This window comes from Streptomyces hazeniae (genome assembly GCF_031845485.1).
Lineage (GTDB): Bacteria > Actinomycetota > Actinomycetes > Streptomycetales > Streptomycetaceae > Streptomyces > Streptomyces hazeniae.
On sequence record NZ_JAVREQ010000032.1, the window covers coordinates 38,848 to 58,588 of the forward strand.

Annotated in this window: 18 protein-coding genes and 1 riboswitch; of the genes, 4 read left to right on the forward strand and 14 right to left on the reverse strand. The window is 73.1% G+C overall.

Features of this window, described 5'->3' with window-relative positions:
* Window positions 1-134 precede the first annotated feature (134 nt).
* On the forward strand, window positions 135-2,114 hold the full coding sequence (locus RM572_RS25985) for an AAA family ATPase (protein WP_311675818.1): 1,980 nt from the start codon (window positions 135-137) through the stop codon (window positions 2,112-2,114).
* 72 nt (window positions 2,115-2,186) lie between these two features.
* Here the strand turns inward: RM572_RS25985 and RM572_RS25990 are convergent, their stop codons facing one another.
* The 8 genes from RM572_RS25990 to ribD all read right to left on the reverse strand — a co-directional run bounded on the left by RM572_RS25990 (window position 2,187) and on the right by ribD (window position 8,295).
* Window positions 2,187-2,648 (reverse strand): PH domain-containing protein, encoded by a 462-nt coding sequence (locus tag RM572_RS25990; RefSeq protein ID WP_311675819.1) that lies wholly within the window; start codon window positions 2,646-2,648, stop codon window positions 2,187-2,189.
* Between the two features lie 86 nt (window positions 2,649-2,734).
* Entirely contained in the window at window positions 2,735-3,598 is an 864-nt protein-coding gene (gene hisG, locus RM572_RS25995) for an ATP phosphoribosyltransferase (protein WP_027764997.1), read from the reverse strand.
* A 66-nt stretch (window positions 3,599-3,664) separates the two neighbouring features.
* On the reverse strand, window positions 3,665-3,937 hold the full coding sequence (locus tag RM572_RS26000) for a phosphoribosyl-ATP diphosphatase (RefSeq protein WP_136185061.1): 273 nt from the start codon (window positions 3,935-3,937) through the stop codon (window positions 3,665-3,667).
* Between the two features lie 77 nt (window positions 3,938-4,014).
* A complete protein-coding gene (gene ribH, locus RM572_RS26005; RefSeq protein WP_311675820.1) occupies window positions 4,015-4,500 on the reverse strand; it encodes a 6,7-dimethyl-8-ribityllumazine synthase in 486 nt (161 codons plus the stop codon).
* Window positions 4,501-4,611: 111 nt separating this feature from the next.
* On the reverse strand, window positions 4,612-5,919 hold the full coding sequence (locus RM572_RS26010; RefSeq protein WP_311675821.1) for a bifunctional 3,4-dihydroxy-2-butanone-4-phosphate synthase/GTP cyclohydrolase II: 1,308 nt from the start codon (window positions 5,917-5,919) through the stop codon (window positions 4,612-4,614).
* A complete protein-coding gene (locus RM572_RS26015; protein WP_311675822.1) occupies window positions 5,916-6,575 on the reverse strand; it encodes a nicotinamide mononucleotide transporter family protein in 660 nt (219 codons plus the stop codon). Before RM572_RS26015 ends, RM572_RS26010 begins: the two co-directional genes overlap by 4 nt.
* Window positions 6,572-7,201, reverse strand: coding sequence for a riboflavin synthase (locus tag RM572_RS26020; protein ID WP_027762600.1), 630 nt, complete (start codon window positions 7,199-7,201; stop codon window positions 6,572-6,574). The genes RM572_RS26015 and RM572_RS26020 overlap by 4 nt, the downstream gene beginning before the upstream one ends.
* Window positions 7,202-7,215: 14 nt before the next feature.
* On the reverse strand, window positions 7,216-8,295 hold the full coding sequence (gene ribD, locus RM572_RS26025; protein ID WP_311675838.1) for a bifunctional diaminohydroxyphosphoribosylaminopyrimidine deaminase/5-amino-6-(5-phosphoribosylamino)uracil reductase RibD: 1,080 nt from the start codon (window positions 8,293-8,295) through the stop codon (window positions 7,216-7,218).
* 188 nt (window positions 8,296-8,483) lie between these two features.
* Window positions 8,484-8,614, reverse strand: a riboswitch (FMN riboswitch).
* A 194-nt stretch (window positions 8,615-8,808) separates the two neighbouring features.
* Between ribD and RM572_RS26030 the strand changes: the two genes are divergently transcribed.
* Both RM572_RS26030 and RM572_RS26035 read left to right on the forward strand, forming a co-directional pair.
* The gene (locus tag RM572_RS26030) at window positions 8,809-10,098 is read left to right on the forward strand and encodes an MFS transporter (protein ID WP_311675823.1); all 1,290 of its coding nucleotides are present in this window, start codon (window positions 8,809-8,811) and stop codon (window positions 10,096-10,098) included.
* A 72-nt stretch (window positions 10,099-10,170) separates the two neighbouring features.
* Window positions 10,171-10,887: a DUF5995 family protein gene (locus RM572_RS26035; RefSeq protein ID WP_311675824.1), complete on the forward strand. Its 717-nt coding sequence runs from the start codon at window positions 10,171-10,173 to the stop codon at window positions 10,885-10,887.
* A 48-nt stretch (window positions 10,888-10,935) separates the two neighbouring features.
* Here the strand turns inward: RM572_RS26035 and RM572_RS26040 are convergent, their stop codons facing one another.
* The 4 genes from RM572_RS26040 to arfA are packed head-to-tail and all read right to left on the reverse strand — an operon-like array spanning window position 10,936 to window position 15,649.
* Window positions 10,936-11,787 carry a carbohydrate ABC transporter permease gene (locus RM572_RS26040; protein WP_311675825.1) on the reverse strand — a complete coding sequence of 284 codons (852 nt, stop codon included), beginning with the start codon at window positions 11,785-11,787 and terminating at the stop codon, window positions 10,936-10,938.
* On the reverse strand, window positions 11,784-12,758 hold the full coding sequence (locus RM572_RS26045; protein ID WP_311675826.1) for a carbohydrate ABC transporter permease: 975 nt from the start codon (window positions 12,756-12,758) through the stop codon (window positions 11,784-11,786). Before RM572_RS26045 ends, RM572_RS26040 begins: the two co-directional genes overlap by 4 nt.
* A gap of 10 nt (window positions 12,759-12,768) precedes the next feature.
* Window positions 12,769-14,124: an ABC transporter substrate-binding protein gene (locus tag RM572_RS26050; protein WP_311675827.1), complete on the reverse strand. Its 1,356-nt coding sequence runs from the start codon at window positions 14,122-14,124 to the stop codon at window positions 12,769-12,771.
* A 19-nt stretch (window positions 14,125-14,143) separates the two neighbouring features.
* Complete coding sequence (arfA, locus tag RM572_RS26055; RefSeq protein ID WP_311675828.1) at window positions 14,144-15,649, reverse strand: arabinosylfuranosidase ArfA; 1,506 nt, start codon at window positions 15,647-15,649, stop codon at window positions 14,144-14,146.
* Window positions 15,650-15,806: 157 nt separating this feature from the next.
* Here arfA and RM572_RS26060 point away from each other — a divergent pair, with 157 nt between their 5' ends.
* Window positions 15,807-16,850: a LacI family DNA-binding transcriptional regulator gene (locus RM572_RS26060; RefSeq protein ID WP_311675829.1), complete on the forward strand. Its 1,044-nt coding sequence runs from the start codon at window positions 15,807-15,809 to the stop codon at window positions 16,848-16,850.
* A 265-nt stretch (window positions 16,851-17,115) separates the two neighbouring features.
* Here the strand turns inward: RM572_RS26060 and RM572_RS26065 are convergent, their stop codons facing one another.
* Window positions 17,116-18,834, reverse strand: a complete 1,719-nt coding sequence (locus tag RM572_RS26065; protein WP_394813708.1) for a flavin monoamine oxidase family protein — start codon at window positions 18,832-18,834, stop codon at window positions 17,116-17,118.
* Complete coding sequence (locus tag RM572_RS26070) at window positions 18,831-19,661, reverse strand: carbon-nitrogen hydrolase family protein (protein ID WP_311675840.1); 831 nt, start codon at window positions 19,659-19,661, stop codon at window positions 18,831-18,833. The genes RM572_RS26065 and RM572_RS26070 overlap by 4 nt, the downstream gene beginning before the upstream one ends.
* Window positions 19,662-19,741 lie beyond the last annotated feature (80 nt).

Sequence of the window (19,741 nt, forward strand, 5' to 3'; positions counted from 1 at the left end):
ACGATGCGCAACGGCGTGGAAATGCGGGTAATCCTCTCGGGTACGGCCGCAACTCCCGGTGCGGGGGCGGCCGTTCGCACGAACGGCGCCGGAGTCCGCCGGTGTGCCGTCGAGGGACGGGGGTGGAGGTTCTCGTGGGGGATGTGACGGGTTTCGGCGGCCGGGGTCTCCCGGGGCCCGGGGCGCCGGCGGACCTCGCCTGGCTGCGGGGTGTCGACGCCTACACCATGGGGGCGTACGCGCAGGCCGAGGAGGAGTTCCGGGCGGCGGTGCGGCTGGACCCGGGCATGGCGGACGGGTGGCTGGGCCTGCACGCGCTGCGCGCCGACACCACGACGGCGCTGCTGCGCATGTACCACCACCGGGAGCGGTTCGGGGAGCAGCGGTCCCGGCACCGCCGCCAGCTCAATTCCTGGTACTGGCTGGGCTGGTGGGTGCAGCCGGTGCTGGAGACGCGGCGCGATCTGTTACTGGCGCACGCCTCTCACTGGCTGGACGGCCGGCACGTGGCGGAGCTCGACCGGGCGTTGGCGGACTGTCCTCCGGTGGAGGCGGACGCGCAGGCACGCTTTCTGCACGCCTGCCGTGCGTACCTGGCGAAGGACTGGGACCGCCTGGTGCGGCACACCGAACCACTGGTGCAGGACGTGCTGCTGGGCATCGAGGCGGGGTTGTTCGCGGGGATGGCGCGGGTGCGGCTGGAGATGTACGCGCAGGCCGAGCCGCTGCTGGCGGCCGCCCTGATGCGGTGCCGCAGCGAGCAGCCGCAGCGCAAGGAGCTGCGGTACTGGCTGGCGCGTGCGCGGGAGGGGACCGGGCGGACCGCGGCGGCGCTGCCGCTGTACCGGGCGGTGCACCGGGTCGATCCGGCGTTCATGGACACCGCGGCCCGGCTGACGACCATCGCGGAGGGAGACGGGCTGGGGGACGGCGTGGGGCTGGCCACGGCGGTGAGCCTGAGCGGAGGCGGCCCGGGCGGTGGCCTGGACGGTCCGGACGGTTTCGGAGCGGACGGGGTCACCGGCCTGCCGGGGTTCCCCGGCGGGCTGGACGTCCCGGACGGGGATCCGGAGTACGAGGAGTACGACCCCGGTGCGGACGCGCTGCGGCTGGAGGATTCGGGTGATCCCGCCGAGCCGGTGCGGGTGGACGGCGACTGGGTGCGGGAGCGGGCGTCGGCGCGGACCGCCGGTGGGGGTGGGCAGGGGCCGGTGGGCCCGGCGGACCCGGTGCTGCTGGCGCAGGCGCTGGAGGAACTGGAAAGGATGGTCGGGCTGGAGCCCGTCAAGCGGCAGGTGCGGGCGCTGTCGGCACAGCTGCGGATGGCGCGGCTGCGTGCGCGGCAGGGTATGCCGGTGCAGCCTCCGAAGCGGCACTTCATCTTCTCGGGTCCGTCGGGGACGGGGAAGACGACGGTGGCGCGGATACTCGGCCGGGCGTTCTACGCGCTGGGGCTGCTGGGCGGCGACCATCTGGTGGAGGCTCAGCGCTCCGACCTGGTCGGGGAGTTCCTCGGGCAGACGGCGGTGAAGGCGAACGAGCTGATCGATTCGGCGCTGGGCGGGGTGCTGTTCGTCGACGAGGCGTACGCGCTGGCCGGCAGCGGCTACAGCAAGGGCGACGCGTACGGCGACGAGGCGCTGCAGGTGCTGCTGAAGCGGGCCGAGGACAACCGGGACCGGCTGGTGGTGATCCTGGCCGGCTACCCGGAGGGCATGGACCGGCTGCTGGCGGCCAACCCGGGGCTGGGCTCCCGTTTCACCACGCGGGTGGACTTCCCCAGCTACCGGCCGCTGGAGTTGACGGCCATCGGGGAGGTGCTGGCGGCCGAGAACGGCGACGCGTGGGACGCGGAGGCGCTGGAGGAGCTGCGCAGCATCGGCGGACACGTGGTGGACCAGGGCTGGATCGACGAGCTGGGCAACGGGCGGTTCCTGCGGACGCTGTACGAGAAGAGCTGCGCGTACCGCGATCTGCGGCTGTCCGGCTACGCGGGCACACCCACGCGGGACGACCTGGCGACGCTCCGGTTGCCGGATCTGATGCAGGCGTACGGCGAGGTGCTGTCGGGGCGGGGCCCGGAGGGTCCGCTTCCGGGGGACCGTCAGGGGTGAACCCGCCCCGGTCGGCCGGTCGTTGCCCGGCGGGACGTTGCTCGGCCGGGCCGGTCGTGCCCGGCCGGTCGTTCAGCGCGCTGCGGAGCCGCCCGTGCCGTCGCCGGTGCCGTGGCTCTCCACGAGGGCGCGCAGGGCGCGGGCGTCGGCGATCGCCTGGTCGCGGGCGATGCCGGGCTGGATGCCCATGGCGGGAAGGCTGGTGCCGTCGGCGAGGTCCAGGCGTACCCACGGGTCGCCGGGCCGGAGGTTGACGCGGAGCACCTCGGCCCATTCCAGATGCCGGGTGGTGGTGAGGTTGACGACGGTGAGGCCGTCCTCGGCGGCGGTGACGTGGGGGCGGCTGAGGAGCGCCAGGACGCCGAGGAAGAGGGCGGCGACGAACACGAAGCTGAGGCGTTCGGCCGTGTCGAGGGTGTCGAGGACCATCGCGATGACGGTGATGGCGGTGAACGCCAGCGCCCCGGACCCGAGGAGGACGATCCGGGTCCGGGTGGGGCGGAAGGTGACGGGGAGCGGGGGCGGCGGGGTCACGTGCGGTCCGTTCCTTGGTTCCCTCGGGAGTTCCTACTGGTCCTGCGTGCCGGCCTCGCCGTGCGCCCCGCGGGGCGCACGGCGAGTCAGATGCGGCAGGCGTGGATACCGGTGGTCAGGATGGCGCGGGCGCCGAGCTCGTACAGGTCGTCCATGATCCGCTGGGCCTCCTCGGTGCGCACCATGGAGCGGACCGCGACCCAGCCCTGGTCGTGCAACGGGGAGACGGTCGGCGACTCCAGGCCGGGAGTGAGGGCGACGGCCTCCTCCAGCCGTTCGGCGCGGATGTCGTAGTCCATCATCACGTAGCGGCGGGCGACGAGGACGCCCTGCATGCGGCGCAGGAACTGGGCGACCTTGGGGTCCTCGCGGGCCGGGTCCTCGGCGGTCTCCCCGGCGCGCCGGATGACGACGGCCTCCGAGTGCAGGATGGGCTCGCTGATGATCTCCAGGCCGGCGTTGCGGAGGGTGGTGCCGGTCTCCACGACGTCGGCGATGATCTCGGCGACACCGAGCTGGATGGCCGTCTCCACGGCGCCGTCGAGACGGACGACGGACGCGTCCACGTCGTTGTCGGCGAGGTGGCGGGTGACCAGCCCGGCGAAGGAGGTGGCCACCGTCATGCCGCCGAAGTCGCGGACGTCCTTGGCGGTACCGGGCCGGGTGGCGTAGCGGAAGGTGGAGCCGGCGAAGCCGAGCTGCATGATCTCCTCGGCCTCGGAGCCGGAGTCCAGCAGCAGGTCGCGGCCGGTGATGCCGATGTCGAGCTTCCCGGAGCCCACGTAGACGGCGATGTCGCGGGGGCGGAGGAAGAAGAACTCGACCTCGTTGTCGTTGTCGACGAGCACGAGTTCCCGGCGGTCCCTGCGCTGCCGGTAGCCCGCCTCATGGAGCATCTCCGACGCAGGCTCGGCGAGTGAACCCTTGTTGGGGACGGCGATGCGCAGCATGAACGGGCTTCCTTCAGTGGTGGTGTGCAGGTGGTGCGGGCGTTCACCGGTGGTGCGGGGACGCGCTCACAGGTGAGCGTATACGTCGTCGAGGGTGACGCCGCGGGCGATCATCATGACCTGCAGGTGGTAGAGGAGCTGGGAGATCTCCTCGGCGGTGCGGTCCTCGCCCTCGTACTCGGCGGCCATCCACACCTCGGCGGCCTCCTCGACGACCTTCTTGCCGATCGCGTGCACGCCCTGGCTCACCAGTTCGGCGGTGCGGGAGGTGATCGGGTCGCCGTCGGCGGCCTTCTGCTGGAGCTCGGTGAAGAGCTCCTCGAATGTCTTGTTCGCCATGGTGCTCTCACCCTACGTGGTCGCGGTGCGTGGCCTGCGCCGGGTTCCGCGATGTGGGCGGTGTCCCGGCTCAGCGGTCAGCGCCAGGGTTCGGCGACGGTGCGCAGCGTGGTGGCGGTGGCGACGGCGGCGGTGACGGCCTCGTGGCCCTTGTCCTCGCTCGAGCCGGGCAGACCGGCCCGGTCCAGGGCCTGCTCCTCGGTGTCGCAGGTGAGCACGCCGAAGCCGACGGGGACGCCGGTGTCCACGGAGACCTGGGTGAGGCCGTGGGTGACGCCCTGGCACACGTAGTCGAAGTGCGGGGTGCCGCCGCGGACGACGACGCCGAGGGCGACGACGGCGTCGTAGCCGCGGCCGGCCAGCACCTTGGCGACGACGGGCAGTTCGAAGCTGCCGGGGACGCGCAGCAGGGTGGGTTCGTCGATGCCGAGTTCACGCAGGGCCCGCAGGGCTCCGTCGACCAGGCCGTCCATGATCTTCTCGTGCCACTGCGCCGCGATCACGGCGACGCGGAGATCGCCGCAGTTCCTGACGGTCAGTTCGGGTGCGCCCTTGCCGCTCACGTTCTCTCCTGGTCTTCGCTGCTGTCTCGTCGGGGTGTGGGGACGGTCGGGTGTGGGGACCGTCGGGTGTGGGGACGGCCCCGAGGGGGTCGGCGGACGGGGACGGCCGGGTCACTGGTTGCCGCAGGCGGAGACCGGCTCGGCGTCCAGCCAGGGCAGTTCGTGTCCCATCCGGTCACGCTTGGTGCGCAGGTAGCGGATGTTGTGCTCGCCGGCGGTGACGGCCATGGGTTCGCGTCCGGTGACGCGGAGGCCGTGCTCGACCATGGCGGCGGTCTTCTCCGGGTTGTTGGTCATCAGCCGCAGGGAGCGTACGCCGAGGTCGGCCAGGATCTGCGCGGCCGCCCCGTAGTCGCGTGCGTCGGCGGGCAGGCCGAGTTCCAGATTGGCGTCCAGGGTGTCGCGGCCGCGCTCCTGCAGTTCGTAGGCGCGCAGCTTGGACATCAGGCCGATGCCGCGGCCCTCGTGGCCGCGCAGGTACAGCACGACGCCGCGCCCTTCCGCCTGGACCCGGTCCAGGGACGCCTGGAGCTGCGGGCCGCAGTCGCAGCGCTGCGACCCGAAGACGTCGCCGGTGAGGCATTCGGAGTGGACGCGCACCAGCACGTCCTGGCCGCCGAGGGTGGCCGGGTCCCCCGCGACCAGGGCGATGTGCTCGACGCCGTCGGCGGTGGAGCGGTAGCCGTATGCGTGGAAGTCCCCGTAGCGGGTGGGCAGGCGGGTGGTGGCCTCCCGCCGCACGGTGGGCTCCTGGGCCCGGCGGTGGGCGATGAGGGCCTCGATGGAGATGATGGACAGTCCGTGCTTGCGGGCGAACGGCACGAGCTCGGGGAGGCGGAGCATCGCACCGTCCTCGCCCGCGATCTCGACGATCGCCGCGGCGGGTCGCAGCCCGGCCAGGCGGGCCAGGTCGACGCCGGCCTCGGTGTGCCCGGCGCGGGTGAGGACGCCGCCGGGCTTGGCGCGCAGCGGGAAGACGTGCCCGGGCCGGACGAAGTCGCCGGCCGCGGCGCCGGGGTCGGCGAGCAGCCGGATGGTGGCGGCGCGGTCGGCGGCGGAGATGCCGGTGGTGACGCCGTGGCCGGGGCCGGCGTCCACGGACACGGTGAAGGCGGTGCCCATGGACTCGGTGTTGTGGGCCACCATCTGCGGCATGGCGAGCCGGTCGAGATCGGTTTCCTCCATGGGCGTGCAGATGAGGCCGCGGCACTCGCTCATCATGAAGGCGACGATCTCGGGGGTGATCGTCTCGGCGGCGACGATCAGGTCGCCCTCGTTCTCCCGGTCCTCGTCGTCGACGACGACCACCGGGCGGCCCGCGGCGATGTCGGCGACGGCCTGCGCGACGGGGTCGAGGGCGAGCGGGCGGTCGTCCGGCCCGTCGGGGAGGTCGGCGTAGAGGTTCCGCAGTGCGGTCATGACAGCGCTCCTTCGAGGGCGGTCGGCCGGGCGGTGGCGGTGCGGGAACGCAGCCACCAGGCGCGCAGGCCCCACAGGACGAGGCCGAGGTAGAGGACGTAGACCAGGCCGGAGAAGGCCAGGCCGCTGCTGAAGGCCAGGGGCACGCCGACCAGGTCGACCAGCAGCCAGGCGAACCAGAACTCGACCAGGCCGCGGGCCTGGGCGACCATCGCGGTGAGGGTGCCGACGAAGATGTAGGCGTCCGGCCAGGGGTTCCACGAGAGGTGGGGGACGAGGGTGAACAGCCCGCCGACGGCCAGGGTTCCGGCCGCGGTGCCGGCGGCGAGGACCCCGCGTTCGCGCCAGGTGGCGAACCGGACGGCCACGGAACCGTCCTGGGCCTGACGGTTGCCGCGCGTCCACTGCCGCCAGCCCCACACCGCGACGGAGATGACGATCAGCTGCTTGCCCACGCCCCCGGCGAGGTCGGCGCTGTGGTAGGCGACGACGAGGACCAGGCCGGAGAGCAGCTGCACCGGCCAGGTGAGGACGTTGCGGCGCCAGCCGAGGGCGAGCGCTGCCAGACCGATCGTGTTGCCCAGCATGTCGGACCAGATCACCTTCTGGCCGAGGGCGGTGAACGCCACGTCGCCGAGCCAGTCCAGGCCGCTCACCGTGCGGCCTCCGCGGTGGGTCCTGCGAGGGGGGTGACGCCGGCGGCGAGGAGCCGCTCGACGTACTTGGCGAGGACGTCGACCTCGAGGTTGACGGGATCGCCGGGCTGCTTGTGGCCCAGGGTGGTCAGGGCCAGCGTGGTCGGGATGAGGCTGACGGTGAGGAAGTCCTCGCCTGCCTCGACGACGGTCAGCGAGACGCCGTCGACGGTGATGGAGCCCTTCTCCACGACGTAGCGGGCGAGTCCGCCGGGGATGCCGACCCGCACGATCTCCCAGTGCTCGGCGGGCGTGCGCGCCAGGAGGGTGCCGGTGCCGTCGACGTGGCCCTGGACGAGGTGCCCGCCGAGGCGGCCGCCGAGGGCCGTGGGCCGCTCGAGGTTGACGCGGGACCCGGCGGTCAGTGCGCCGAGGCTGGAGCGCTGCAGCGTCTCGGCCATCACGTCGGCGGTGAACTCGCCGTCGGCGGTGTCCACGACGGTGAGGCAGACGCCGTTGACGGCGATGGAGTCGCCGTGCCGGGCGCCCTCGGTGACGAGCGGCCCGCGCAGCCGGAAGCGGGCGGCGTCCTGCCGTTCCTCGACCGTGACGACTTCGCCGAGTTCCTCGACGATTCCGGTGAACATGGCGGCGGGCTCCTTCAGGGTCGGCCGGCTGCGGCGGCGGGGACGGGCACGGCGGTGATGCGGAGGTCGGGGCCGAGGTGCGCGGTGCCGGTCACGTGCAGCCGCAACGCCTCGGTGAGAGTGGTGATTCCGCCGCCGGCGAGGGCGGGCGGGCCGTCGCCGAGGAGGACGGGGGCGAGGTAGCCGACGACCCGGTCGACGGCTCCTGCGGCGAGGAACGCCCCGGCCAGCGTGGGCCCGCCCTCCAGCAGCACGGACCGCACGCCGCGCGCGTGCAGGGCGGTGAGCAGGGGCCGCAGGGCGAGCCCGTGGCCGTCCGCGCCGCGCGGGAGGCGCAGGACGTCGGTCTCCCCGGGCAGGTGGCCGGTACCGGCGTCCTCGGCGACGGCGACGAGGGTGGGCGCGGCGCCGTCCAGGACGCGGGCGCCGGCCGTGAGGGTGGCCTCGGTGTCGAGGACGACGCGCAGCGGCTGGACGGCGCCTTCGACGCCGCGGACCGCGAGGTGCGGGTCGTCGGCGCGCAGGGTGCCGGAGCCGACGACCACGGCGTCGGACTCGGCCCGCAGCCGGTGCACGTCGGCGCGGGCGGCGGCGGAGGTGATCCAGCGGCTGGTGCCGTCGGCGGCGGCGCTGCGGCCGTCGAGGGTGGCGGCGTACTTCCAGGTCACGTGCGGTGTGCCGCGGCGTACGGCGGTGAGCCAGGCGACGTTGACCTCAGCGGCCTCGTCGCCGAGCAGCCCGGAGTCGACGTCGACGCCGGCGGCGCGCAGGGTCGCGGCTCCGCCCGCCGCGCCGTCGGTGGGGTCGGGCACGGCGTAGACCACGCGGGCGACACGGGCGTCGAGGAGGGCGCGGGTGCAGGGGCCGGTGCGTCCGGTGTGGTCGCAGGGCTCGAGGGTGACCACGGCGGTACCGCCGGCCGCGTCGTCGCCGGCCTCGGCGAGGGCGTGGATCTCGGCGTGCGGACCGCCGGCGCGCTGGTGCCAACCTTCGCCGACGGTGCGGCCGTCGCGGTCGAGTACGACGCAGCCGACGACCGGGTTGGGGCTGGTGGAGCCCAGGCCGCGGGCGGCGAGCGCGACGGCGCGGCGCATGGCGGACTGCTCTGCGGATGCCGCGGGGTGGCCGGCCACCGGTCCTCCTGCCTCATCGGGCACGGACTCCGGGGCGGGTGAGGACCACGGACGGACGGGTGACCGGTGGAAGCGCGCCGGGCACGGGATGCCGACTCTCCCCGAACGGGAGCGCGGCGCGCCGTGGCGGCGGGTACCGGTCTCGTCCGCCGCGCACTGCCTCCCATCCGGACTTTCACCGTCGGTCCAGGAGTTTCACCTGGTCAACCGGCCGCTGGCTGCGGCCGGGTCGCGGACTGTAACCGCCGGTTCGGACTTTCACCGACCCCGGAGTGCGCTGACGTCACTGGTACGCCTTCAGTCTGCCACGCGACGGCGCGGTCCATGCGGGTGACCCCTGTGGAGTGACTCACAACGCTCCGCGGCCGGGCCTTCACAGGACCCGACGCCCCGTGGGCGGTCCCCGGGCTTGCGGCGGGCGCGGGGACGGCTCGTAGCGTGGGTCCGGTCGGGTGGGACGGCGGACGGGGAGCGATGACCCGGGACGAGGAACGGATCAGCGGCGGGCGGGAGACCCGCTCGGCGCGGCGGGCCGTGGCGGTGGTGTTCGCGGTGCACGGGACGGCCAGCGGCACGTTCGCCACCCGCATCCCGTGGATGCGGGAGCACCTCGGCCTGAGCCCCGGATGGCTGGGCGTGGCGCTGGTGTGCGTGACGCTGGGGGCGTCGGCGGCGATGCCGCTGTCGGCGTTCCTGGAGCACCGGCTGGGGCCGCGGGCGACGTTGCGCGGCACCTCACTGGCGTGCTGCGCGGGCCTGGCGCTGCCGCCGCTGATGCCGGGGCTGGGGTGGCTGTGCGGGGCGCTGTTCCTGTTCGGCTGCGGGCTGGGCCTGATGGACGTGGCGATGAACGCGCAGGGCGTGTACGTGGAGGAGCGCTACGGGCGATCGGTGCTGTCGTCGCTGCACGGCATGTGGAGCGTGGGCGGTCTGGCGGGCGGCGCCCTGGGGGTACTGGCCGCGCACGGCGGCCTGCCGGCGACGCTGCACCTGGCCCTCGTGGCGCCCGGGCTGTGCGGGGTGGCGGTGGTGGCCTGCCGGTGGGTGCTGGACGTGCAGCCGGACGCCGGGGCGGCGGAACCGGAGCCGCCGCGGTTCGCGCTGCCCACCCGGGGCGCGCTGGCGGTCGGGCTGGTGGGGTTCTGCGCGGTGTTCGCCGAGGGCGCGTCGATGGACTGGTCGGGCATCTACCTGCGGGACGTCACCGGCGCGTCGCCCGGCCTGGCGGCCACCGCCTACACGGCGTTCGCCTGCACCATGGCGATCGCCCGGCTGGCGGGCGACGCGACGGTGGAACGGTTCGGGGCGGTGCGCACGGTGCGTGCGGGCGGGGTGCTGGCGACGCTCGGCGGAGTGCTGGTGGTGACCGCGGAGACACCCGCGTCCGCCGTGGCCGGTTACGCGCTGATCGGGGTGGGCATCGCGGTGGTGGTACCGCTGTGCTTCTCGGCCGCCGGGCGGACCTCGGAGGGCTCCGCGGGGCGGGCCGTCGCCGGGGTGGCGACGCTGGCCTACGCGTCGGGCCTGGCCGCTCCGGCAGCGGTGGGCTGGGTGGCCGAAGCCACTTCGCTGCCCGTGTCCTTCGGCCTGGTCACCGTGCTGACGTCCGGCCTGGTGCTGGGGGCGGGCGTGCTGCGGCCGGCCCCGCGCACCTCCGGACCGGCCGCCGTCCCGCCGGGCGGTACGCACGGCGGGGCCGGGACCGCCGGGGCGGGGACGGGGAAGTCCGCCGGGGACGACGGTACGGGAGCCCGGGGAGCGTAGGGGCGGTCCCTCGTTGGGGGCACGCCGGGCCGGACACCCGGCGCGGCACGGAGCCCCTGCGACGCCGGCCCCATGGCACGGGTCGAGGAGCCGCCGCTGCCGGACGCGGGAGCGGTCGCGGACGTCGTACGGCGGATGCGTGCCGGCGGCGCGGGCGTGCCCGCGCGGGACGGCGTGGCGGTCTTCAACCGGGTGTACCTGCGGGTGACGCGGGCCCTGCACGGCCGGCTGATCGGCGACGGCGGGTTCGCCGCGGCGGAGGCGTCGCGTGGGCTGACGGTGCGGTTCGCCGGCCGGTACCTGGACGCCGTCGAGGGCGTCGCGGACGGGCGGCGGGCGCCGGCCTGCCGGCGTCCGCTGTTCGCCGCACGCGGTCACCCCGGGGTGAGCCCGCTGCAGTTCGCCCTGGCCGGGGTCAACGCCCATGTCGGGCACGACCTGCCGCTGGCGCTGGTGGACACCTGCCGGGCGCGCGGGGTGGAACCGGCTCTGCTGGAGGCCGACTTCGACCGGGTGGGCGAGCTGCTCACCGCGCTGGAGGAGCGCGTGCGGGAAGACCTGATGCCCGGCCCGGACCTGCTGGACGTCGCGGGCCCGCTGACGCACCTGGTGGAGTCGTGGAGTCTGGAGCGGGCACGGGAGGCGGCGTGGGCGGCCTTCCGCGCGCTGTGGGGGCTGCGGTCGGTGCCGGAGCTGGCGGAGGAGTTCACCGACCGGATGGACGCCGGGGTGGGGCTGGTGGGCCGTTGCCTGCTCACACCACTGGGGTGCGGCCGGGCGGAGGACTGACGCCCGCCGCGGCCGGTGGCCGCGGCGGGTGTCGGTCCGGCGGCGGTGTCAGCCCTTGAGGCCGGACCGGGAGACGCCCTCGATGACCCAGCGCTGCGCGACGAGGTAGAGCAGCAGGACGGGAACGCTGGCGATGACCGCGCCGGCCATCAGCAGGTCGAAGCGCACGTTGTTGGCGCCCTGGAAGTTGGCCAGTCCGGCGGGCAGTGTGAGCTGCTCGGGGCTGAGCAGCACGTACAGCGGCCACAGGAAGTCGTTCCAGTTGGCGAGGAAGGCGAGCAGCCCGAGGGTGGCGAGCGCGGGGCGGGACAGGGGCAGCACCACGCGGACGAAGATCTGCCACCGGTTGCAGCCGTCGATCTCGGCGGCCTCCTCCAGCTCGGCCGGAAGGGTGAGGAAGAACTGCCTCAGGAAGAAGACGCCGAAGGCGCTCGCGGCGGCGGGGACGATGACGGCCGGCAGCGAGTCCACCCAGGCGAGTTCGTTGACGATGAGGAAGTTGGGCACCAGCAGGATCACCGGCGGAACGAACAGGGTGGCGACGATGCCCGCGAAGACGGCACCCCGGCCGCGGAACTCCAGGCGTGCCAGGGCGTACGCCGCGGGGGTGGCGGTGAGCAGCACCAGGACCGCGTGGGCGGTGGCCGCGAGCACGCTGTTGAGCAGCCACAGCAGCACCGGGCTGTCGGTGGCGGTGAGGATGTGCTGGTAGGCCTCCGACGTCGCCGGGCCGGGTATCCACTGCGGGTCGGTCGAGCCGGCCGCGCTGCTGGTCTTGAACGAGGTGACCAGCATGTACAGCAGCGGACTGAGGTACAGCGCGGCGACCACGGCCAGGATCAGGTGGAGCAGCGAACGGCGCAGCCTGCGGCGGCCGGGCGCGGGGGTGACGGCGGTCATGACTTCTCCTGCCGTTCGCGGAACACGCGGAACACCACCGCGCTGGTGGCCATCAGAGCGAGGGCGAGCACGAAGCTCATCGCGGAGGCGGAGCCCATCTGGAAGCTGCCCAGGCCGGTCTCGGCGATCAGGTAGATGGCGGTCTTCGTCTCGTCGGCGGGCGCGCCCGCGGTGATCAGGTACGACTGTCCGAACATGTTGGCGCAGGCCAGCAGGGTGGCGTTGACGACGAAGAGTGCCACCGGTCTGAGGCCGGGCAGGGTGACGTGCCGGAAGCGCTGCCAGGCGTTCGCGCCGTCGACGCGGGCCGACTCGTACAGCTCGGCGGGGATGTCCTGGAGCCCGGCCAGGTAGATCACGGAGTTGAAGCCGAGGGTCCACCACACGGTGACCAGGACCAGTGCCCACCACGCCGCGGGGGTGGAGGTCGTCCACTGGACGTCGTCGGGCAGGCCGAGGACGCCGAGGTAGTGGTTGACCATGCCGATGTTGCCGTCGAGCAGGAAGCGCCACAGCAGACCGACGACGGCGACGCCGAGGACGTACGGCGCGAAGTAGACGGCGCGGTAGAGGTTGCGGCCGCGGAACCTGCCGTTCATCAGCAGGGCGACGAACAGCGGCACCACGAGCAGGAACGGCAGCGACAGCGCCGTGAAGATGCCGGTGGCGCGCATCGCGCTCCAGAAGCGCGGCCCGTCGACACTCCCGGAGTCGAACAGCTCGCGGTAGTTGTCCAGGCCGACGAAGGGCTTGGACAGGACGTTGATGTCCCACTGGTGGAGGCTGATCCAGAAGCCGTAGCCGATGGGGACCAGCACGAAGACGGTGAACAGCACCAGGTAGGGCGCCATGAAGAGGTACGGCGTCCACCACCGGTAGGAGCGGGTCGCGACCCGGGCGGGGGTGCCGCCCGGGCCGCGGCCCGTCTTCCTCACGTCGGCGGCGGGCCGTGCGGTCAGCCGCAGTGCCACGGGGCGTTCCTCACTTCGCGTACTTCTGCTTGTTCTCCGCCAGCAGCTTGTCGGCGGTGCGGACGCCGTCGGCCAGTGCCTTCTCGGGCGACTGGCGGCCGAGCACGCCCTTCTGCACGGCGAGTTCGAGAGCCTGCACCTGGACGTCGCCCACGCCGGCGACGGCGGGCACGAAGTGGAAGACGTCGACGTTCTTCGCGAGGGCGATCTGCGGCAGCTTCGCCACCTCGGGCTCCTCGCGCACCGAGTTGCGGGCCGGGATCATGCCGGCCTTGGCCCATTCGGTGGACTGCTTGCTCATGTAGTCGATGAAGAACTTCGCCGCCTCGGCCTTGTTCTTGTCCTTGGTGGCCTGCGAGGTGAGCACGAAGTTGTGGCTGGCGGACCACACGGCGGGGGTGTCGCCGACGACGGGCACCGGGTCCATGCCCCACTGGAGGTCCTTGGTGTTGTTCTTCAGGTCGTTGATCTGCCAGATGCCGTCCCAGGTGTAGCTGACGTCGCCGTTCTTGAAGGCGGTGTACTGGGAGTCCTGGGCGACCTGCTCGGGGCTGTAGCCCCTGTCGATCTGTTCCCGCATCCAGGTCAGCGCCTGGACGCCGGCGTCCGAGCCCCACAGGGTGCGGGTGCCGTCCTCGCTGTACAGCTCGCCGCCGAACTGCCAGAGCAGGGACATGAACATCAGGTGTCCGGGCCACTTGTTGGGCATCCAGAAGGGGTGCTTGACGCCGGCGCTCTTCAGCTCGGCGAGGGAGTCCTCGAAGGCGGAACGGTCCTGTGGGGCGGCGTCCAGGCCGGCCTTGTGCAGGTGCTTGGTGTTGGAGTAGCCGGCGAGGCAGTGCACGTCGAGCGGCACGCTGTAGCGCTTGCCCTCGTAGACGCCGGCCTGCCAGACGGCGGGGATGAACTCGGACTCGCTCATGCCCACCGCGGAGACCACGTCGTCGAGGGGGACGATGGTGTTGCGGGCGGCGAAGGTGCCCACCCAGTCGTTGTGGATGACCGCGACGTCCGGGCCCTTGCCGGCGGTGATGGCGGTCGGGAGCGCGGGGTAGAGGTCCTGCCACCGGCGGGTGGTGTTCTCCACCGTGATCCTGCCGTCGTACTCCTTGTTGAACGCGGCGACCATGGAGCGCATGTGCGGGCCGTCGCCGCCGGTGAAGCCGTTCCAGTACTGCAGGGTGACCTTCGGGCCCTTGTACTCACCGCCCTTGAAGCTCGGCGCGTCGTCGGGGGTGTCGCCGTCGGCGCCGACCTTGGTGCCGCCGCCGCAGGCGGTGAGCAGGCCGGCTCCGGCCAGGCCGCCCGCGGCGCCGAGGAAGGACCGACGGTGCCAGCTGCCGGGCAGGGGGTTTCTGCTGCTCATGTCGTTCTCCTCGGAGGGGTCAGGCGGTGGTGAGGCGGATCATCGACCAGGACACCGGCGGGAGTTCGACGGTGAGCCGGCGGTCGTCGGTCTTGGTGCCGTCGACGGCCCGGGGGCGTACCCGGTCGGGCTGCTCGGCGGTGTTGGTCGCACGGGGGTCGTCGTCGGCGAGCAGCAGGTGCTCGACGACGCGGGCGCCGGGGAAGGCCGCCAGGTCCACGCTCAGGGTGAGCGGGGCGGTGCGGTCCCGGTTGACGGCGAACAGGGCGATCTCGCCGCGGGCCTCGTCGTGGGTGGCGGTGGCCCACAGGGCGGGCACCTCGCCGTACTTCTCGGTCTCGAGGACGGGCGAGTCAGGTTCGACGCGGAGGACGGTGCCACGGGCGTACCGGGCGGTCTGGGCGAAGGGGTGGAAGGTCGTCTGGCGCCAGGCGCGGCCGCCGGGCTCGGTCAGGATCGGACCGATGACGTTGGCGAGCTGGGCCTGGCAGGCGGCGCCGACCCGGTCGGCGTGGCGCAGCAGGGTGATCAGCAGGCTGCCGACGACGACGGCGTCCTTGACGTCGTAGACGTCCTCGATGAGCCGGGGCGCGGCCTCCCAGTCCAGGGAGTGCTCGCCGCCGAAGCGGCTCTGGTACCACACGTTCCACTCGTCGAACGAGAGCTTGATGCGGCGCCGGTCGCGGAGTCTGGCGCCGACGTGGTCGGCGGTGGCCACCACGTCGTCGATCATGCGGTCCATCTCGGTTGCGCTGGCGAGGAAGGAGTCCTCGTCGGTGCCCGACGGGTCGTAGTAGGCGTGCAGCGAGATGTAGTCGACGAACGGGTAGGTGTGTTCGAGAACGGTCGCCTCCCAGGAGGCGAAGGTGTCGATGTAGGCGTTGGAGCTGCCGCAGGCGACGAGTTGGAGGCCGGGGTCGAAGCGCTTCATGGCGCGAGCGGTCTCGGCGGCGAGGCGGCCGTACTCGTGCGCGGTCTTGTGGCCCATCTGCCAGGGCCCGTCGAGTTCGTTGCCCAGGCACCACAGGCGGACGCCGTACGGGTCCTCGGCCCCGTGCGCGCGGCGCTGCTCGGAACGGGCGGTCCCGCCGGGGTGGTTGGCGTACTCCAGCAGGTCGAGGGCCTCGGCGGTGCCGCGGGTGCCGAGGTTGAGCGCCATCATGGGCTCGACGCCGGCCTTCTGGGCCCAGGCCATGAACTCGCCCAGCCCGAAGGCGTTGGACTCGATGCTGCGCCAGGCCAGGTCCAGGCGGGTGGGGCGGTCCTCGGCCGGGCCGACGCCGTCCTCCCAGCGGTAGTTCGAGACGAAGTTTCCGCCGGGGTAGCGGACCATGGTGACGCCCATCTCGCGGACCAGGTCCAGGACGTCGGTGCGGAAGCCGTCGGCGTCGGCGAGCGGGTGGCCGGGCTCGAACACTCCGGTGTAGACGGATCTGCCCATGTGCTCGACAAAGGACCCGAACAGGCGCCGGTCCACGGCGCCGATACGGAAGCCGGGTTCGAGAGTGAGACGGGCCGGGGCCATAGGCGTGGAACTCCCTGTGGTGAAGGTGGGGCTGCTACGATTACATCGTTGAAACAGCGTTGTAAATAGGGTCGGCGGCGCTTCCCGGCGGCGGTGTGCGAGGGTGGCCGCACCGCTTCGGGAGGGGGCGCCCGCAGGTGCCGGTGGAGGTGATGGTGTGGGTGTCGGCCTGAAGGACGTGGCCGCCCGTGCCGGGGTGTCGGTCAAGACGGTCTCCAACGTGGTCAGCGGCACCACCTACGTCTCGCCTCCCACCCGGGAGAAGGTCGAGCGGGCCCTCGCCGAGCTGGACTACCGGCCCAACCTCTCCGCGCGGAACCTGCGGCGCGGCCGCATCGGGGTGATCGCCCTGGCGCTGCCGGAGCTGGACGCCCCCTACTTCGCCGAGCTGTCGCGGTTCGTGATCGACGCGGCCGCGGAGCGCGGCTGGACGGTGCTGATCGACCAGACCGACGGCCGGGCGGACCGCGAGCGCCAGGTGCTCCAGGGCATCCGGGAGCAGCTGATCGACGGGCTGGTCTTCAGCCCGATCACCGTGGGGCGGGAGGAACTGGCGCAGCGCACCGACCGTACGCCGATGGTGCTGCTCGGCGAACGGGTGCAGGACGGCCCGACGCACCACGTGGCGATCGACAACCTGCGGGCGGCGCGCGAGGTGACCGAGCACCTGATGTCCCTCGGCCACACCCGCATCGCCGCGATCGGCGCGCAGCGCCACCCGAGCGCCAACACCGCCCACCTGCGGCTGGCCGGTTACCGGCAGGCGCTGCGGGCGGCGGGGCTGCCGTGCGAGGGGGAGCTGACACCGCCCACGGCCTTCTACCACCGGTCCGACGGCGCGGAGGTGATGCGGCACCTGCTCGCGCTGCCCGAGCCGCCGCAGGCGGTGTTCTGCTTCAACGACCTGCTGGCGCTGGGCGCGCTGCGCACCGCGCTGACCTCCGGGCTGCGGGTGCCGCAGGACGTGGCGATCGCCGGCTTCGACGACATCGAGGACGGCCGCTACAGCACGCCGTCGCTGACCACGGTCTCCCCTGACAAGGCGTACATCGCGCGGGTGGCGGTGGAGTTGCTGGAGTCGCTGATCGAGGGCGGCGGTCGCGGCGCCCGGCGGGCGGGCGGGCACCGGGACGCGGACGACGCGGTGCTGGAGGTGGAGGCCGACTACCGGCTGATCGTCCGGGAGAGCACCGGCGGGTAGCGCGCCGGCGGCCGCGCACCGGCGCTCACGTGGCGCTCTCGGCGCCGGTGCACGCGGTAGTGGTCGAACTCCGCGGTGGCGCCCGCCCCGCCGTGCGCGACCAGGCCGATTCGCGGGTCGGTGCCCGCCGGCATGGTCCATACGCGGTACCGACGTTGCCGGGCCGTCGCGCACGGCGGGAGCGCCGCGCCGGGAGGCGGCAGGAGGCCCCGAGCGTGGTGCGCCCCGGAGGGGGCGCCGGGTGCGGGCGCCCCCTCCGGGGCGGTCAGTCTTCGGGCAGTTCCACCGGGGCGATCTCGTCGTAGACGTCGCCCGGTCCCGGGTTCGACGGGTCGGTGGAGCCGCCGAACTGGTCCATCACGCCCCAGACGGCGTTCAGCGCGGTGTGCACGGCGCCCTCCGCCCAGCCGGCGGTCCAGGAGATGTCGTCTCCGGCAAGGAACAGGCCGCGCTTGTCCTCGGGCAGCCGGTCCTGCATGAAGTGCGTGAAAAGGCGGCGCTGGTAGCGGTAGTGGCCGGGCAGGTTGGCCTTGAACGCCCCCATGAAATAGGGCTCGTTCTCCCAGGAGACGGTCACCGGGTCGCCGATGATGTGCCTGCGGATGTCGACCTTGGGATAGATCTCCCGCAGCGACTTCAGCATCACCTCGAGGCGCTCCTCGGGGCTGAGCGGCAGCCACTTGAGGCTGTCGTCGCACCAGGTGTAGGAGAGACAGATGACCGCGGGCCGGTCCGGGCCGTCGTCGAGCAGGTAGGTGCCGCGGGTCATGCGGTCGGTGAGCGTCATCGACATCACGTCCCGGCCGGTCTCCTCGTCGGTGTCGAGCCAGAACGGCCGGTCGACGGGGACGAACAGCTTGGAGGACTCCATGTAGTGGGTGCGCTCGACGGCGGTCCAGTGGTCGATGGGCAGCAGCGCGTCGTCGCAGTCGATCTTGGCGAGCATCATCCAGGACTGCGCGGTGAAGACCGCCGCCCGGTAGGTGCGGATGCGGCCGTCGGCGTCGGTGATCGTGACGCGGTTGCCGGCCGTGCGGTGCATCCGGGTAACCGCGGGGCGCGGGCGGCCGCCGTCGTGCAGCGAGGCCAGCGAGGTGCCGTGCTGCCAGTGCACGATCTTCGCGGGCTCCCGCTCCCACAGCCGCTCCGGGAGCTGCTGGGAGCCGCCGACGATGCCGCGGTGGTCGTCGTCGGCGCCGGTGTAGACGACCCGGAGGATCTCCAGGATGGAGTTCGGGAAGTCGGTGTCCCAGCCGCCGGTGCCGAAGCCGACCTGGCCGAAGATCTCCCGGTGCCGGAAGGAGGAGAAGGCCTTCGCGTCGCACAGGAAGCCGTAGAAGGTCTGATTGTCGAGCTTCTCGACCAGCCGCGCCCAGATCTCGCGGATGCGCGGAACGTCGCGCTCGCGGATGGCGTGCTGCATGTCGGAGAAGTCGGCGCCCTCCTCCAGGCAGGCGTTCCAGGCGTCCATGACCTGGTGGTAGACCTCGGGCAGGTCGTCGAGGGTGCGGGCGTAGTGGGACTCGCCCTTGAGGTCGACGACCGTGGACGGGGTGTCCGGCGCGAGGGGGTTCGGGAACGGCGTGGTCTCCAGGCCGGCCAGGTCGACGTAGTGGCGGAAGGCGGTGGAGGACGGCGGGAAGCGCATGGCGCCCATCTCCGCCGTGAGGTCGCCCTCGCAGCCCTCGAAGCGGTCGGTGCGCAGCCGTCCGCCGAGCCGGTCGGCCTCGTACACGACGGGCCGCAGGCCCATCTTCATCAGCTCGTAGGCGGCGACGAGGCCGGACAGGCCGCCGCCGACCACAGCGACCTCGGTGCCGTGCTCGGTGGCGGGCACCGAGCCGATCCCCGCCGGGTGGGCGAGGAAGTCGTCGTAGGCGAAGGGGAAGTCCGGGCCGAACATGGTGAGCGGCCTGCCGGCCTGAGTGGTGGCGTCCGGGTCGTGGTGGTCGTCGTGGGCGGCGGTGGGCACCATGGACGTCATCGGGGCGGTTCTCCTTGCGGGTCGTGCGGGTGGCGCGGGCTGTACAGGTCGGAGCGGCGGTCGGCGAGGTAGGGGTTGCGCGCGCGGGATGCGGCGAGGAGGGCGGGATCGGCGTCGCCGAGGACGAGTTCGCCGCCTGCTCCGGCGCGGGCGCGGACGGCACCGTCGGGGGCGGCCAGGCAGCTGAGGCCGGCGAAGTCGAAGTCCCCCTCGGGGCCGCAGCGGTCGGCGTAGGCGATGTAGAGCTGGTTCTCCCAGGCGCGGGCGGGCAGCAGGGTGTGCGCGACGAACTCGTAGGGCCGCATCAGCGCGGTGGGCACGAGGAGCAGGTCGGTGCCGGCCAGCGCGTGGGCGCGTACGGTCTCCGGGAACTCGACGTCGTAGCAGACCAGGAGGCCGAGCCGGAGGCCGTCCAGGTCCGCCTGGACGACGAGGGTGTCGCCGGGGGTGAAATGGGCGGTCTCGTAGCCGCCGTAGAGGTGTGTCTTGCGGTAGTGGGCCAGCGGTTCGCCGGTGGGGCCGATCAGCTGCACGGCGTTGTGGACGGCCCTCCCGGCGCGTTCCGGGTAGCCGTAGGCGACGGCGAGGCCGTGCCGCGCGGCGATGCGCGCGACGGCGTGGGCGCCGGGCCCGTCGGACTCCTCGGCCAGGTCCGTGACGCGGTCGCCGAGTGCGTAACCGGTCAGGTACAGCTCGGAGGCGACCAGGAGCCTCGCGCCCGCGGCGGCGGCCCGGCCCGCGGCGGCGTCGAGTGCCTCGAGGGTGACGTCGGTGGAGGCGGGTACGCCGCCCGGCCCCTGGAGCAGCGCGGTGCGCAGCGGCGTCATGGAACCCCTGACCTGGTCGTACGGGATGCGAGCGAACACATCGACGGTACGGTCGGGCGGGGACGGCCGACAAGACGACT

Bases quoted from the DNA above. Each gene is read 5' to 3' on its own strand.
- RM572_RS26040 (WP_311675825.1), bottom strand. From the start codon at position 11,787: ATGACCGCCGTCACCCCCGCGCCCGGCCGCCGCAGGCTGCGCCGTTCG.
- arfA (WP_311675828.1), bottom strand. From the start codon at position 15,649: ATGGCCCCGGCCCGTCTCACTCTCGAACCCGGCTTCCGTATCGGCGCC.
- RM572_RS26050 (WP_311675827.1), bottom strand. From the start codon at position 14,124: ATGAGCAGCAGAAACCCCCTGCCCGGCAGCTGGCACCGTCGGTCCTTC.
- RM572_RS26020 (WP_027762600.1), bottom strand. From the start codon at position 7,201: ATGTTCACCGGAATCGTCGAGGAACTCGGCGAAGTCGTCACGGTCGAG.
- RM572_RS26000 (WP_136185061.1), bottom strand. From the start codon at position 3,937: ATGGCGAACAAGACATTCGAGGAGCTCTTCACCGAGCTCCAGCAGAAG.
- RM572_RS26030 (WP_311675823.1), top strand. From the start codon at position 8,809: ATGACCCGGGACGAGGAACGGATCAGCGGCGGGCGGGAGACCCGCTCG.
- RM572_RS26070 (WP_311675840.1), bottom strand. From the start codon at position 19,661: ATGACGCCGCTGCGCACCGCGCTGCTCCAGGGGCCGGGCGGCGTACCC.
- RM572_RS26010 (WP_311675821.1), bottom strand. From the start codon at position 5,919: ATGACCGCACTGCGGAACCTCTACGCCGACCTCCCCGACGGGCCGGAC.
- ribD (WP_311675838.1), bottom strand. From the start codon at position 8,295: ATGCGCCGCGCCGTCGCGCTCGCCGCCCGCGGCCTGGGCTCCACCAGC.
- hisG (WP_027764997.1), bottom strand. From the start codon at position 3,598: ATGCTGCGCATCGCCGTCCCCAACAAGGGTTCACTCGCCGAGCCTGCG.
- RM572_RS26035 (WP_311675824.1), top strand. From the start codon at position 10,171: ATGGCACGGGTCGAGGAGCCGCCGCTGCCGGACGCGGGAGCGGTCGCG.
- RM572_RS26065 (WP_394813708.1), bottom strand. From the start codon at position 18,834: ATGACGTCCATGGTGCCCACCGCCGCCCACGACGACCACCACGACCCG.